The following is a 13,125-nucleotide window of genomic DNA, read 5'->3' as shown; positions in this document are numbered from 1 at the left end:
CTTCCTCACTCACCGTCGGCCACGAGCTTGTCGCCGTCCCACCGCAGCGGAACCATGTCGGCGCCCGTCGGGCACTCGGAGGGGTCGCTGGGCCGCCACACCGGCCGCTGCAGGGACAGCCGCCCGTCGGAGGCGGTGACCTCGCTCATCGGCTCCTCTGTGGCGAACACGCGCTCGGTGCGGTCCTCCCACAGCCGGTAGACGTAGCTGGCGGCCACACCGCTGCACGCGACCACATCAGCGCACCCCTGCACGCTGATGATCACGACCGGGACGTCGGCCCCGCCGATGGTCGTGTAGGTGTCGTACACCGGGAACCAGCCCTCGGCGTACCCCTCGCCCGAGCAGGGCCGGGCGACCATCTCCTTGACCTTCGGGCTCACCCCGGGGTCCTCGCGCAGCACCGCGACGGGATCGACGCTGACGGCCTCGTCCTTGTCGCCGCCGCCCGACTCCGGCGACGGGCTGACCCCACCGCCGCCGCCCCCGTCCACCACCCGCACCCCGGTGTCGACCACACCGCAGCCGGCGGCCACCACCAGCGCGCACGCGACCGCCGCAACAGCTTCGGCGGAACTCCCCCTGGCATTCACTTCGGCCATGCTACCGCCGTGTGAACAGCTGTTACACAGCCGATGGATGGTCGCGGGAATTCCGCAACGCAGGCTCAGGGAAGCCGACGGCTACCGCTCCTAGTGTGCCTTTCATGCTTGGAGGAAGAGTAACGTCCACACCCCGATCGGTAGCGGCGGGCGCGCTTTTCGCCGCGCTGCTGGCCGCCGCCGCGTGCACCCCCCAGCCCGCCGAGCCCACCTCGGCACGCGCGAGCGGCGAGCCCTCGGCCGAGGCGGAGCCGCGCACCATCGAGGACGCCGACTACCGGGTGGACACCGACGACCCGGTCGTCTTCCTCACCATCGACGACGGCGCCACACGCGACCCGAAGATGGCCGAGGTCCTCAAGGACGCCGGGGTCAAGGCGACGTTCTTCCTCACCGACGACTACGTGCGCCAGGACCCGGACTTCTTCCGCGAGCTGAGCCAGGAGACCGGGTCGGCGATCGAGAACCACACGATCGACCACCCCGACCTCGCCCGCGCGTCGGCCAAGGAGCAGCGGCGCCAGATCTGCTCGACCTCCGACCGCTACGAAGAGGAGTTCGGCCGGCGCCCCACCCTGCTGCGCCCGCCCTACGGCAGCTTCGACGACGACACACTGCGCGCCGCCGCCGAATGCGGCGCCACCCACGTCGTGCACTGGAGCGCCGAGATCGACGACGGCCGCATCCGATTCGCCGCGGGAGACCGGCTGCGCCCCGGCGACATCGTCCTGATGCATTTCCGCGAGCAATTCAGCGCCGATATCGCGGCGTTCGTCGCCGCGGCGGAGAAATCCGGGCTGGAGCCCGCACTTCTGGAGGACTACCTGACATGAGTTTCCCCTCCCACGCGCAGGTGCCCGGACACCGGATGCTGATGGGGGCGGCCGCGACCGGCAGCGCGGCGGCCTTCGCCCTGACCTACGCGCTGCTGGTGCGCACCGCCGCCGGGCAGCGGATCGAGGACGCGATCCTCGCCGACGCCTCCGCCCGGCGCGTCGACGCCCTGCACAGCGGCGCGGCGGATTGGGCGTCGGTGCTCAGCGGCCTGGAGTGGCTGAGCGCGCCGGTGATCCTGGCGGCCGGGCTGGCGGTGCTGGCGGTGGTCGGCCTGGCCCGGCGCCGTGTCCGTACGACCGCTGTCGCGCTGGCCACGGTCGCCCTTGCGGCGGCGGCCACCTTCGTGCTCAAGGCCGAGGTGCTCACGCGTCCGCCGCTGGCCCCGGGCAGCGGCTGGGGCGGGGGCGGCAACAGCTTCCCCAGCGGGCACGTCACGCTCGCGGTGGCGCTGGTGCTGGCCCTGCTGCTGGTGGTGCCCGCCCGCCTGCGGCCCCTGGCGGCCGGGGCCGGGGGGCTGTGGGCGGGCGCGGTGGCCATGACCACCATCTCCCAGGGCTGGCACCGTCCCAGCGACGTCATCGGCAGCACGCTGCTGGCGTTCGCCCTGTTCTGCGTGGCCACCGCGTTCCTCAGCCCGCCGCGGCGCCCCGGGGTGTCGTCGTCGCTGCTGGCCACGGCCTGGGCGTGGCTTCCGGTGTTCGTCCTGGCCGCCGTGCCGCTGGAGCTGCTCGCGCTGAGCCCGGCGGCGGGCGCGCCGGGGCTGGTCGGGGCCGATGTGGCGGTGTGGCTGGCGGCCGGGGTGAGTGCGGTCCCGCTGCTGACGGCGGCGGTGCTGCTGTCGCTGCTGGAGGCCGAGGAGCCCGGGCCGGTGCGGGTGGTGCGGCCCGGGCCGCGGCCCGCGGCCGAGGGGGCGCCCGTCTCCGGGGCCCGGGTGCCCGGGGCGGGGTGAGGGCGCGCCGACCGGGCGGGCTCCCCTGTGTCCCCGGGGAGCCCGCCCGCACCCGTCCTCGGCCGTGGGTCACCGGTAGCCGGTGGCGTCGGCGGGGCGGCCGGCGTCCTGCACCTCGGTGATGTACCGCCAGGCGTCGGGGCGCGACCCGTCGGTGTCGGTGAAACCGTACACCTGGGCGAGGTGCCCGCTGGACAGCGTCCGGCCGCTCCACCGCGCCACCGCGGGGTCGGCGGCCAGCGCGGCGACGGCGCGCCCGGTTAAGGCCGGCGACTCCGAGATGCAGAAGTGCGGCTGGTCGGCCAGCGCGTCGCGCCAGGTGTCCTCGGTGACGCCGAACAGCTCCAGCATCGCCTCCGAGCGCAGCCACCCCGGGGTCAGGGCGAGCGCGCTGGCCCCGTAGGGGCGCAGTTCCGCGGCCTGGGCCAGGGCCATGCGCTGCACCGACACCTTGACCAGGTCGTAGAAGAAGCCGACGCCTTCGCGGTAGCGGGCGTTGTACTCGGCGGTGCCGTCGGTCACCTCGACGACGAGCCCGCCGGGCTCGCGGACCATCAGCGGCAGCGCGTGGTGGCTGGTGATGGCGTGGGTGTCGATGCCCAGCCGCAGCATCCGCAGGCCGGCGTCCAGGGTGTGCTCCCACAGCGGGACGTCCGCATCCATGTGCATGTCGCCGCCCCAGATGTCGTTGACCAGGATGTCGAGGCGGCCGTGGTCGGCGTCGATCCGCTCGACCAGGGCCCGCACCTCGGCGGGTTCGAGGTGGTCGACGCGCAGCGGGACGGCGGTGCCGCCGGCGGCGGCGACCAGGTCGGCGGTCTCCTCGATGGTCTCGGGGCGGTCCATCTCCGAGCGCTGCTCGCGGGTGGTGCGCCCGGTGGCGTAGACCGTGGCGCCCGCGCGCCCGAGTTCGACGGCGATCCCCCGTCCCGCGCCCCGCGTGGCCCCCGCCACCAGTGCGACCCTGCCCTCCAGTGTGCGCTGCATCTCTCCCCCGTCCGTGTCGGTTGTCCTCGGCGCCGTCTGGGCCGTGTACCGCTGTTGTACGACGCGGTGCCTGACACCTGCTGTCAGGTGGGCGGCGCGGGTCGGGCGGCGCTCAGCGCGGCGGAGTGCGCAGTTCGCACCAGACGGTGTGGCCGCGCGGGCTGGGCGGCAGGGTGTAGCCGCATCGGCCGTGGCACAGGGCGGAGACGAAGCCCAGCCCGCGCCCGGATTCGCCGGTGAAGTCGGCCGACGCCGAGTCCGGGATGTGCGGGATGCTGGGGGTGCCGGGGTGGGGGCCCATGTCGCGGACCTCCAGGCACACGCACCCGGGGCTCTGCCACATGGAGGCGGTGAACACGCCGCCGGGCAGCCCGGAGCGCGAGTGGCGGATGGCGTTGGTGCCCATCTCGCTCGCGCAGATCACCAGGTCGTCGGTGAGCGAGGGCGGGTAGGCGTGGCGGCCGAGCCGGATGTGGCGCGCCACCCAGTCGCGCAGGACGCCGATGCTCGCCGGGCGGCCGGCGAAGGTCAGCCGGTGGTCGGCGGCGTGGCGGAACGTGCCAGGACAGCCCGGAACAGGACGACCTGTTATGTTGTGCACGGTTCTGCTCCCTGGTCGAGACAGGCGAGTCGGACGCACAGGCCCTGGCCGGGTGCTCCACCACCCGGCCAGGGCTGTTCTTTGCCATGACCTTCGTGATTCTGCGGACACGCACGGTGACGCGGGGCTACCGTTCCAATATCGCCGGGCCGCCCACCACGCGCAACAGGTATGGGTGAACTCCTTAAAAAAGCACTAGTGCATATCCTGGTGCGGCGGCCCACCGACCGCTTAGGAGGTGCATCGTGCCTCGCAACAGCCCCACCGCGGCCCGCCGCACCCTGGCCCGCTTCCTGCGCGAGCGGCGCCGCGCCGCGGGCATCCCGCGCGAGAAGGTCGGCCAGTACGTCGGCAAGAACCCCGTCACCATCACCCGGCTTGAGAAGGCGGAGGTCAGGGCGGAGGTCGGCACGGTCTCCATGATGCTCAGCCTCTACAAGGTCCCCGAGGAGGAGCGGGCCTACTTCATCGACCTGGCGCGGGCGGCGCGCAGGCGGGGCTGGTGGCAGCGCTACGCCAAGGACATCCCCTCCTGGCACTCCATGTACATCGGCCTGGAGGCCGACGCCGGAGAGATCCGCTGCTACCAGGCGGGCCACGTGCCCGCCCTGCTGCAGACGCAGGAGTACACCCGCGCGCTCCTGGAGGGCGAGCCCGCGCCCGTCTCCGAGGAGCAGGCGCGGCGCGCCGTGGAGATCCACGCGGCCCGGCAGCGGCGGCTGGCCGACGAGGGGGCGGTGCGGCTGCGGGCCGTCATCGACGAGGGGGTGCTGCGGCGCGCGGTGGGCGGCCCGGAGGTGATGCGCGGTCAGCTGCTGCGGCTGCTGGCCGCCTCCCAGCGGCCCGAGGTCGACCTGCAGGTTCTGGCCTTCGCCGCGGGCGCGCACCCCGCCCGGTACGGGTCGTTCACGGTGCTGCGGTTCCCCGACCCCCGCGACCAGGGCCTGGTCTACATCGAGCACCGCATGGGGGCGTCCTTCCTGGAGGAGGACCACGAGATCGCGGCCTATGACGCCGCCTTCGCCGACCTGGAGCGCCGTGCGCTGCCGCCGGCGCGCTCGCGCACGCTCCTGCGCCGCCTCCTCGACGGGGTCGGCGGCGGCGCCGCGGATGCGCCGGCCGCCGAGGGCTGAGGGCCCCGGGCGGGAACGCGCCGCACGGCGCGGGGCCCGGCGCCGCTGCCGGGCCCCGCGCAGATCAGCGGAAGGACGCGGCGTGGTCGGCGGCCCACGTGCGCAGGGTGCGGCCGGGTCGGCCGGTCACCTGCTCGACGGTGGGCAGCACGCGGGGCGGGTTGGTCGCCCACTCCACGTAGTACTCGATGATGTGGTCGGCGGCCTCTTCTCCGCACTGCCGGACCAGTTCGGCACGGCCCTCGTGGCGGGTGAGGGGCTCGAAGCGCAGGTCGCGGCCGATGCCCTCGCCGATGGCGCGCACTTGCTCGGCCGGGGTGAGCAGGTGGGGCCCGCTCAGCTCGTAGGTGGCGCCGGTGTGGCCGTCGCCCAGCAGCGCGGCGGTGATGACGTCGGCGATGTCGGCCTCGTGGACGGGGCACCCGGGCGAGTCCGGGTAGCCGAAGCGGACCACGCCCTCGGTGCGGATGGAGTGCGCCCAGTACTGCTTGTTGAGCATGAATTCGCCCGGGTCGACCAGGGTCCACTCCATGGGCGAGTCCGTGATCGCCGCGCGCAGGTCGCCCGTGGCGGACATCGCCACGAGGCGGCGCACCCCGGCCTTTGCCGCGGCCTCCACGGCCCGGGTCGGGTCGGCGACGTCGTCGAAGCGCTCGGGGGCGGGGACCCGGTAGGCCTGGGGGAAGAGGAACATGCGCTCCACCCCCTCCAGTGCGGGGGCCAGGGTCCGGGGGTGCAGGAGGTCGCCCTGGACGACCTCCACGGCTTCGGGCAGCCGGGCGGTGCGGGGGCTCCGGGTCAGGGCGCGGACCCGCGCGCCCTGCTCGACCAGCCCCCGGACCACGTTGCGGCCGACGTTGCCGGTGGCGCCGGTCACCAGAATCGTCATGTTCGCCTCCTGGGTTCGCATGTGGGTGTCGTGGCTCTTCGGGTGTGGGCGGAGCGGACCCCGCCCACACCGCACTCAAGTTTGAGTCAGGTATTACTCAAACTTGAGTGTTCGGCGCAGTCTAGCCCTGGGGGCGTGCGATGCACAAATTTGAGTACGGGTGTGCGCGCTACGGCGCCCTGCGGTCGGCGGCCAGGGTGTACTCGGGCAGGTGGGCGGTGCCGGGCTCGCCGAACCCGCCGCGGCCTTCACCGGCCATGACGTACTCGCCGTTCTCCAGGCGGGCGATCAGGTCGCGCGTCCACTCGATGCCGCCGGTGATCGACTTCATCCACAGGGAGAACAGCTCCCGCACGTGCAGGGGCAGTCCGCCGGTGCCGGGGTAGCCCAGGGCGCCATCGACCTCGGCCCGGTCGGCCTCCAGGCCCTCCAGCCGCTCGGTGAGCAGGGCGATGGCCTCCTGGCGCGCGAGCGCGGGCAGGAACGCGACCCCGGCGCCCAGCATGTCGGGGCGGTCGGCCGATTCGCGCAGCGCGCCGCGCAGCAGCCGCAGGAACTCCGCGTCGCCCTTCTCGGTGATCTCGTAGTCGGTGCGCCCGGCGGCGTCGGCGTCCTCGATAGCGGTGAGCAGGCCCTGCTTGGCCAGCTGGCGCAGCGCGTGGTAGATCGAGCCCCATTTGATGTTGGCCCACCCGTCCGCGCCCCAGGTGAGTAGTTCGGAGCGGACCAGGTAGCCGTGCGCCCTGCCGTGGGTGCGCACGACCCCCAGCACCAGCAGCCGTGTCGCCGACATCGTCTCCCTGTCTCACCGGTGTGCCGTGGTGCCCCCAGGTTAGCGGCCGCCCCCGCCGACGGGACCGCGGTCAGCGGGGGCGGCGGGCGGCCACGACGGCGGTGGCGGGCGGGGGCATCCGGATCTCGCGGACCTCGGCGAGGCCGACCGCGGCCAGGTGCCCGGCCAGCTCGTCGGGGCCCCAGGGGGTGACGCCGGCGCGGGCCAGCCGCCAGCGGGTGACGGCCTCGCCGAGCTCGCCGCCGGTGCCCAGCCCCCGGCCGCGCGGGGCGGACGTGGCCAGAACCCAGCCGCCGGGGCGCAGCGCCGCCCGCACCCGGGGCAGGGCCCTGCGCGCGGCCACCGGCGTGAGAACGGTCAGGGGCAGCCACACCAGGTCATAGGCGTCGGCCTCGGCGAGGTCGGCGACGTCCTGGCGGCGCAGTTCGACGCGCTCGCGCACACCGCGCGCGGCCAGGCGCCCCTCGGCCAGGCGCAGGAGGCGCGGGTCGATGTCCAGGCCCACGGCGCGGGCGCGCGGGGAGCGGGCGACGACGGCGGCGGCCACCGCGCCGGTGCCGGTGCCCACGTCCAGGAACCGCAGGCCCGGGCGGCGGAGGCGGTCGGCGAGGTCGGGCTCCAGGGACGCGAGGCGGTCGAGCAGCGCGTCCACGGCCCGCCCGGAGGCCTCTCCGTCGGCGATGAGCTCGGCCTCGTCCTCCTCGGCGCCGCCGGGGCGGCGGGCGGCGGCGTCGGCCGCCTGCCCCAGCATCCAGGAAATGTGGCCGGGCAGGGCGTCGAGCGCCGCGCGGTGGGCGGGGTGCAGCCGCCATCCGCCGGCGGTGCGCCCGGCGAGCCCTGCGGCGCCGAGGACGGCGCCGTGCTCCTCGCCGATCTCCCCCTCCTCGGCGTGCAGCGCCGCTGCGAGGGCGGCCAGGACCCACGCGCCGGCGGCGAGCTCGTCGACGCGGGCGAGGAGATCGGGGCGGTCTTCCTCCGGTGTGCTCATGGGCGGCAGTGTGCCAGGCGGTGGCGGGCCCACGGCCCCCGGGGCCGCGCCCACACTTCGCATCCCTGCATTCACTGACAGTGAAATTCCGCATGTTATCCGCAAACCACCGACAGCATTCCGTAAACACACATGGTGACAAGTAGTGCGCAGGCATGTAGAAATGCCTCTGAACGAACCTCTCGACCGCGCCGAAACGATGAGGAGTCACCATGGGATGCTGGCAAAAGTTCAACGCCGTCGACCTGGACGTCGTCGAGGACATTGCGCTGGATGCAGGCGAAATGGACGAAGAAACCGCGCAGGACACCGTTGAGGCCTGACCGCGACCGCGCGGTCGGGGGACTGGCCGACCCGGCCGGCCCCCCGACCCCACCCCCTCCCCCGCCCTGGCCCGGAGCCGGGGAACGCGAATTACCGCTCGAAGAAGCCGAGAGACGGGCCCGAGCCGAAATCGCGGCCCTGGGATGGCGCCCAGTGCTGCGGGAACTCCCCGCCCCCGGCCCCCGCGCCGCGCACTGCCGCCTGCACCGCGACGACGGCACCCCGGTCCCCGACGGACAGGGCAGTGGAAAAGGCCCCGCCGCCCCCGCCCGCACCGGCGCACTCTACGAAGCCCTCGAACACGCCTTCAGCGGCCCCGACGCCCTGGACACGCTCCCCGTCGAACCGCACCCGCTGCACCGCGTCGCCGCCGGCCCGCTGCGCGCCGAACGGGCCATCGGCCGCCTCGGCGGCCCCGCGGACGCCCGCATCGCCTGCCTGCCCTACACCGCCCTGGACGGCGGCCCCCCACTGCAGGTCCCCCTCTTCCTGTGGGCGCCCTGGTACCCCCTGCCCACCGGGCCGGCGGCCGCCCGCCGCACCCGCATCGGCGACACCACCGACTACCGCCGGGCGCTCTCCTACAGCGTCAACACCGGCTGCGCCATCGGCGCCACCCGCGACGAGGCCCTGCTGCACGCCCTCAACGAGTGGGCCGAACGCGACGCCCTCTCCCTGTTCCTGCTGTGCGCCGTCCACGACCGCGGGCCGCTGCCCGCCCGCCTGGACCCCGCCTCCCTGCCCCCCGGCCCGGCCCGCGACCTCCGCCAGGCGGCCGCCACCCTGCACGCCCCCGTCACCCTGCTGGACCTGACCACCGACATCGGCATCCCCGTCGTCCTCGCCCATGCCCCGCCGCTGCCCGACGGCGCCCCCCGCTACGGCATCGGCGCCTCCCTGTCGCCCGCCACCGCCGCCCACCGCGCCATCGGCGAACTCGTCCAGGACCACCTCCTCGCCCGCACCGCCGAGGGCCCCGGCACCGGCGCCGCCGCGCGCGCCCGCGTCGCCGACCACCCCCGCCTGCTGGCCTGCGCCCGCCTGGCCATCGACGACCGCCTCCCCGGCGCACCCTGGGCCCCGCTGCCGCCCGACGACACCGCCGCGGCCGGCGCACCGGTCGCCGACCAGCGCGCCGAAGTGGTGCGGCGCATCGGCGCCGCCGGGCACCGCGTGGCCGCCCGCGACCTGGCGGTGCTGGCGCACGGCACCACCGTGGTGCAGGTGCAGTGCCCCGGCCTGGAGCGGTTCCACCTGATCACCGGCGGCCACCTGGCCCTGCCCCAGGAGCGCGGACGCCGCCTGCGCACCCGTGCCCGCGCCGGGGAGCGGTGAGCCGGTGCCCCCCGCCGCCACCGTTCCCGCACCCACCCGCCGCACCGGACCGCTGCCCGTGGGCCAGGGGCACGTGCTGCGCTGGTGGGAATCGGGCGCCCCCGACGGCATCCCGCTGCTGCTCCTGCACGGCGGCCCCGGCGGCCGCAGCACCCGCGCCCAGCGCACCCTGGCCGACCCGCGCCGCTTCCGGCTCATCCAGGTCGACCAGCGCGGCTGCGGCGCCTCCCGCCCGCACGGCGCCCTGGCCGCCAACACCACCGGCCACCTCCTCGGCGACCTGGAGCACCTGCGCACCCGTTTGGGCGTGGCCCGCTGGGCGGTGCTCGGCCCCTCCTGGGGGGCGGCGCTGGCGCTGGCCCTGGCGGCGCGCCACCCGCACACCGTGCACGCGCTGGTGCTCAGCGGGGTGTTCCTCGGCTCCCGCGAGGAGTACGCGCCGCTGCTGGAGGGGCGGGGCGTGGACGCCGGGGTGTGGGCGGGGTTCACCGCCCCGCTGGACGCAGCCGAGCTCGACGACGTCCCCGCCGCCTACGCGCGCCGCATCGCCGACCCCGGCCATCCCGACCACGCGCTTGCGGTACGCAACTGGGCCGCCTTCGACGCCGCGCAGTGCGGCGCCGCCTTCGCCCCGCACCTCATCGAGGCGACCCCGGCCCTGACGGCCGGCGTGAGGGTCGAGGCGCACTACGCCCGCCACGGGTTCTTCCTGGGCGAGCAGGGGGTGCTCGACCGGATCGCCGGCCTCGACGTGCCCGTGGAGGTCGTCCAGGGCACCGGCGATGCGACGGGGGCCGCCAGTGCGCGGCGCCTGCGCGCGGCACTTCCCCACACGCGCCTGACCTGGGTGGAAGCGGGGCATTCGGCGCTGGAGCCGCCGCTGGCCGCGGCGATCCGCGCCGCGCTGGGCGGCATCGCGGACACGGTGCGCCCACCCGCGCGACCCGGTAACGTCAACCTTGATTAAGGAACGACGACCGGGGTGGTTCACGTGACGCAGGTGTCGTGGAAGGCCAGGGAACTGACCGTCGGGCAGGTCGCCGAACGCAGCGGTGTCGCAGTGTCGGCACTGCACTTCTACGAGCGCAAGGGGCTGATCACCAGCCGCCGCACCGCCGGCAACCAGCGCCGCTACCGGCGCGACACGCTGCGCCGGGTCGCGTTCATCCGCGTCTCGCAGCGCGTGGGGATCCCGCTCGACCGCATCCGCCAGGCGCTGGCCGGGCTGCCCGAAGAGCGCACCCCCACCCAGGAGGACTGGGCGTACCTCTCCGAGCAGTGGCGCGGCGAACTCGACGCGCGCATCCGCCAACTGGAGAAGCTGCGCGACGACCTCACCGGCTGCATCGGGTGCGGCTGCCTGTCCCTGGAGCGCTGCGTGCTGTCCAACCCCCACGACGAGTGCGGCCAGGAGGGCCCCGGCCCCCGCCGCCTGCTCGTCGGCGGCGCCCCGGACCTGCTGGAGCCGCAGGCCGGGTGCGACGACGGCACCCCCGGCTGAGCTCCGCCGCCGCTCAGGGGCGGTAGCGCAGCGGGTGGTCGGCGGGAACCTCGACGATGAACAGCGGCAGCCCGTCGGGGTCGGCGATGTGCATCTCCAGCAGCCCCCACGGTTCGCGCCGGGGCTCGCGCACGACCGGCACGCCCCGGCCGACCAGGGCGCGGTGGGCCGCCCAGATGTCGGGGACCTGCAGCCACAGCCGCGTGGCGGCGGGCTCGGGCGGGTGCGGGCTGTGCCCGGACAGCTCCAGGAAGCCCCCGCCGAGGAAGAACACGGTGCCGCGCCGCTCACCGGTGCCGAACTCCCGGTAGACGGCCAGCCCCAGGATGTCGCGGTAGAAGGTCCGGCTGCGTTCGAGGTCGGTGGGGCGCAGCAGGACGCGGCTGGACAGCACGTGAATGGCCATGCGGCGAGCCTAGGCGGGTCAACGGGCGCGGTGAAGCCTTCCCGCCCACGCGTCGCCGCTGAGCCCTGCGGGAGCGGGGCCACTCAGCCGCGGCCGCGCAGGGGCTCCAACTCCGCGGCGGAGGTGAGGCGGCGCAGCCGGTCGGGGCGTGCGCCGGCCACCGGTGTGTAGATCCGCAGCAGGAAGGGGCCGGGCAGGACGGTGGCGGCCACCCACAGGGCGCCGGCCGACAGCACGGTGAAGGTGCGGGGGGTGGCATCCACGGTGATCGCGGCACTGGACCAGGCGGCGCCGGGCGGCAGCGCGGTGGCCTGGCCGCTGAGCGGGTCGCGCATGCGCAGCTCCATCAGGGCGCGCTCAGCGCAGAAGCCCCGCAGCTCGCGCTCGCCGGGCTCGGTGCCGGTGTCCCAGGCGCGGGTGGCGATCTCCAGGTCGGGGCCGCGGTCGGGTCCCTCGGGCGTGGAGCCGAAGTCCACCACCACCTTGGTGGGCAGCGCGGCGCCGGGCGCGACCGTGGTGGAACTGACGCGTCCGCGGCGCTGCTCGCCGACCGGCGCATACAGCGGGACGGCGGCGAGGACGTCGGCGAGGTCGGTGGTGTGGCCGTTCATGTGCGGTGTGCGTCGTCCCCGGTCGGCGGCTGTGCGGATGGCGGCCCGCCGGCGCCGGCGGGTGTCGGCGGGTGTCGGCGGGTGCGACGTTACCGCACCGGGCGCCACCGCCGGGGCGGCGCGCTGGGGGAGGTGCACCCCGCCCAAAACCCTTCCATTGATCATTGTCATGGTTTAGGGTCGGGCAGCACTGGTTGTGACCCGCCGGTAGCCACGGAAGGCACCCCCATGCACAGCAGACCGGTCTCCCCCGCCCCCTCGGCCCCCCGCCGCGAACTCACACTCCGCTCCGCCGACGGAACCCGCCTGCACGCCGAGATCCACGGCCCCGACCGCGCCCCCACCATCGTCCTGAGCCACGGCTGGACCTGCTCCATCCCCTTCTGGGCACCGGTGGCCACCCGCCTGACCCCCACCCACCGCGTCGTCGTCTACGACCAGCGCGGCCACGGCCGCAGCGCCCGCCCCGACCGCCACGGCTACGGCGTCTCCGCCCTGGCCGACGACCTGTGCGCCGTGCTGCGCGCCACCGTCCCCGCCACCACCCCCGCCCTCCTGGCCGGGCACAGCATGGGCGCCATGACGCTGATGGCCGCCGCCGACCGCCCCGAAGTGCGCCAACGCGCCGCCGCGGCGGCGCTGATCAGCACCGGCTGCTGCGACCTGCTCGCCACCGCCCGCATCCTCCCCGGCGCCGCGCACTCCCCCCGCCTCGGCGCCCTGGGCCACCGGCTGCTCCTCGGCGCCCCGCTGCCACTGGGCCCCAAGTCCCCCCTGACCCGCGCCGCCCTGCACTACGTCACCATGGCCCCCGACGCCGACCCCAGGATGGTCGACTTCTGCGCCCGCCTGATCCACACCTGCCCGCCCCTACCGCGCGCCCACTGGGGCCGCGTCCTGGCCCGCCTCGACCTGCGAACCGAAGTGCGATCCCTGTCCTGCCCCACCACCGTGGTGGCCGGAGGCCGCGACCGGCTCACCCCCATCGCCCACGCCCACCGCATCGCCGACGCCCTGCCGCACTGCGAGGACCTCGTCGAGATCCCCCGCGCCGGCCACATGACCCCCCTGGAGGCCCCCGACACCATCGCCGCCGTCCTGGCCGACCTGGCCGCCCGCCACCTCACCGCAGCGGAGAAGAAGGAGCCGACGCGGCAGACCGCCTGACC

General features: G+C 75.2%; 15 protein-coding genes. 7 read left to right on the top strand and 8 right to left on the bottom strand.

Annotated elements, in window-relative coordinates; translation table 11 throughout:
- Nucleotides 1–5: 5 nt before the first annotated feature.
- Nucleotides 6–602: a hypothetical protein gene (locus HNR23_RS08475; protein ID WP_184074866.1), complete on the bottom strand. Its 597-nt coding sequence runs from the start codon at nucleotides 600–602 to the stop codon at nucleotides 6–8.
- A 104-nt stretch (nucleotides 603–706) separates the two neighbouring features.
- On the opposite strand from HNR23_RS08475, the gene HNR23_RS08470 reads away from it, so the two are divergent.
- Both HNR23_RS08470 and HNR23_RS08465 read left to right on the top strand, forming a co-directional pair.
- Complete coding sequence (locus HNR23_RS08470; protein WP_184074865.1) at nucleotides 707–1,435, top strand: polysaccharide deacetylase family protein; 729 nt, start codon at nucleotides 707–709, stop codon at nucleotides 1,433–1,435.
- Nucleotides 1,432–2,388 carry a phosphatase PAP2 family protein gene (locus tag HNR23_RS08465; protein ID WP_184074864.1) on the top strand — a complete coding sequence of 319 codons (957 nt, stop codon included), beginning with the start codon at nucleotides 1,432–1,434 and terminating at the stop codon, nucleotides 2,386–2,388. Before HNR23_RS08470 ends, HNR23_RS08465 begins: the two co-directional genes overlap by 4 nt.
- Before the next feature lie 69 nt (nucleotides 2,389–2,457).
- Here the strand turns inward: HNR23_RS08465 and HNR23_RS08460 are convergent, their stop codons facing one another.
- Both HNR23_RS08460 and HNR23_RS08455 read right to left on the bottom strand, forming a co-directional pair.
- Entirely contained in the window at nucleotides 2,458–3,375 is a 918-nt protein-coding gene (locus HNR23_RS08460) for an SDR family oxidoreductase (RefSeq protein ID WP_184074863.1), read from the bottom strand.
- Between the two features lie 112 nt (nucleotides 3,376–3,487).
- Nucleotides 3,488–3,976 (bottom strand): ATP-binding protein, encoded by a 489-nt coding sequence (locus HNR23_RS08455; protein WP_343070483.1) that lies wholly within the window; start codon nucleotides 3,974–3,976, stop codon nucleotides 3,488–3,490.
- Nucleotides 3,977–4,221: 245 nt separating this feature from the next.
- Between HNR23_RS08455 and HNR23_RS08450 the strand changes: the two genes are divergently transcribed.
- Nucleotides 4,222–5,109 (top strand): Scr1 family TA system antitoxin-like transcriptional regulator, encoded by an 888-nt coding sequence (locus HNR23_RS08450; RefSeq protein ID WP_184074862.1) that lies wholly within the window; start codon nucleotides 4,222–4,224, stop codon nucleotides 5,107–5,109.
- Between the two features lie 64 nt (nucleotides 5,110–5,173).
- Here the strand turns inward: HNR23_RS08450 and HNR23_RS08445 are convergent, their stop codons facing one another.
- The 3 genes from HNR23_RS08445 to HNR23_RS08435 form a co-directional block, all read right to left on the bottom strand.
- Nucleotides 5,174–5,998, bottom strand: coding sequence for an SDR family oxidoreductase (locus HNR23_RS08445; RefSeq protein WP_184074861.1), 825 nt, complete (start codon nucleotides 5,996–5,998; stop codon nucleotides 5,174–5,176).
- Nucleotides 5,999–6,167: 169 nt separating this feature from the next.
- Entirely contained in the window at nucleotides 6,168–6,791 is a 624-nt protein-coding gene (locus HNR23_RS08440; RefSeq protein ID WP_184074860.1) for a PadR family transcriptional regulator, read from the bottom strand.
- Nucleotides 6,792–6,861: 70 nt separating this feature from the next.
- Entirely contained in the window at nucleotides 6,862–7,779 is a 918-nt protein-coding gene (locus HNR23_RS08435; protein ID WP_184074859.1) for an SAM-dependent methyltransferase, read from the bottom strand.
- Nucleotides 7,780–8,256: 477 nt separating this feature from the next.
- On the opposite strand from HNR23_RS08435, the gene HNR23_RS08430 reads away from it, so the two are divergent.
- From HNR23_RS08430 to soxR, 3 genes are read left to right on the top strand one after another with little or no spacing between them, the layout of a single operon-like run.
- Nucleotides 8,257–9,438 carry a YcaO-like family protein gene (locus tag HNR23_RS08430; RefSeq protein WP_343070482.1) on the top strand — a complete coding sequence of 394 codons (1,182 nt, stop codon included), beginning with the start codon at nucleotides 8,257–8,259 and terminating at the stop codon, nucleotides 9,436–9,438.
- A gap of 4 nt (nucleotides 9,439–9,442) precedes the next feature.
- Nucleotides 9,443–10,405: an alpha/beta fold hydrolase gene (locus HNR23_RS08425; RefSeq protein ID WP_184074857.1), complete on the top strand. Its 963-nt coding sequence runs from the start codon at nucleotides 9,443–9,445 to the stop codon at nucleotides 10,403–10,405.
- Nucleotides 10,406–10,429: 24 nt separating this feature from the next.
- The gene (gene soxR, locus HNR23_RS08420; RefSeq protein ID WP_184080091.1) at nucleotides 10,430–10,939 is read left to right on the top strand and encodes a redox-sensitive transcriptional activator SoxR; all 510 of its coding nucleotides are present in this window, start codon (nucleotides 10,430–10,432) and stop codon (nucleotides 10,937–10,939) included.
- A 13-nt stretch (nucleotides 10,940–10,952) separates the two neighbouring features.
- Here soxR and HNR23_RS08415 read toward each other — a convergent pair whose 3' ends face one another.
- A complete protein-coding gene (locus HNR23_RS08415; RefSeq protein WP_184074856.1) occupies nucleotides 10,953–11,345 on the bottom strand; it encodes a VOC family protein in 393 nt (130 codons plus the stop codon).
- A gap of 83 nt (nucleotides 11,346–11,428) precedes the next feature.
- On the bottom strand, nucleotides 11,429–11,956 hold the full coding sequence (locus HNR23_RS08410; protein WP_184074855.1) for a hypothetical protein: 528 nt from the start codon (nucleotides 11,954–11,956) through the stop codon (nucleotides 11,429–11,431).
- Between the two features lie 228 nt (nucleotides 11,957–12,184).
- On the opposite strand from HNR23_RS08410, the gene HNR23_RS08405 reads away from it, so the two are divergent.
- The gene (locus HNR23_RS08405; RefSeq protein WP_184074854.1) at nucleotides 12,185–13,123 is read left to right on the top strand and encodes an alpha/beta fold hydrolase; all 939 of its coding nucleotides are present in this window, start codon (nucleotides 12,185–12,187) and stop codon (nucleotides 13,121–13,123) included.
- The last annotated feature ends 2 nt before the right edge of the window (nucleotides 13,124–13,125 follow it).

It is taken from the genome of Nocardiopsis mwathae (assembly GCF_014201195.1).
Classification (GTDB): domain Bacteria; phylum Actinomycetota; class Actinomycetes; order Streptosporangiales; family Streptosporangiaceae; genus Nocardiopsis_C; species Nocardiopsis_C mwathae.
Note: the sequence above shows the minus strand (reverse complement) of the source record. Positions and strands in the feature narration are given on the sequence as shown.